Origin of the sequence: Campylobacter sp. 2018MI13 (assembly GCF_018501135.1) — a bacterium.
Classification (GTDB): Bacteria; Campylobacterota; Campylobacteria; order Campylobacterales; family Campylobacteraceae; genus Campylobacter_E.
Genome location: NZ_JAHCZC010000166.1, coordinates 1 through 731 on the forward strand (window position 1 = coordinate 1; position 731 = coordinate 731).

Annotated in this window: 1 protein-coding gene; it reads left to right on the forward strand. The window is 21.6% G+C overall.

Translation table 11 applies throughout. The features are described 5' to 3' along the window. On the forward strand, positions 1-648 hold a 648-nt coding region (locus KJQ99_RS09455; RefSeq protein WP_214150676.1), incomplete at its 5' end, for a hypothetical protein. Positions 649-731 lie beyond the last annotated feature (83 nt).

A 731-nucleotide genomic window follows, 5' to 3' on the forward strand; every position in this document is an offset into this window, starting at 1 on the left:
ACTTATAGCATAATTCCTATGATAATAATATTTGCTTTATATAATTATTTTTTTAAAACCATACCTGATTACTCAAGTAAAACTCACGAAAAAATAGTAACTCTAAGTGATTATAAAAAATACCAGCAAGGCTATTGCTTAAAAGAAGATAGGATATTACCTAAAGATGAGCTTTATAAAAGAGTAGTGATAAATTTTTTAAAAACAAAAAGATGGGATGAAACATATAAACACTTATCTTTTTCTCTTAATGAAGATAATGAAGATAAAATAAATTATTACATTCATAAAGATTTTAATTTAGATAATTATAAAGAGTTTTTAAAACAACGAGCCTTAGAAAAAGAATATTTTTCTTTGGTTGAACTTCAAGAAGTTGATTATTCTAAATATCTAACGATAGACGCTAAAAACAACAAAGCAGGGTTTATTAAACCTGTTATTTTGGCAAATAATTCAATAAAACAATATTATGTATATTTAGATGATAGTTTTTATTTTAAAGAAAACACAATATTTTATAAAAAAATACATTTATATACACTACAAGAACAAGAAAAAAATTTAGATAAATTGATAAAAAAGTTTAAAAACTATAAAGATGATTTTACTTACGGAATAGTGTTTGACAATTGCGGTAATTTTTAATTTCATTTATATAAAAAGGAGAAAGAATGGCAAATTTTAGATTAGATTTAAATGATAATTTTACAAATATTATCATTATACCC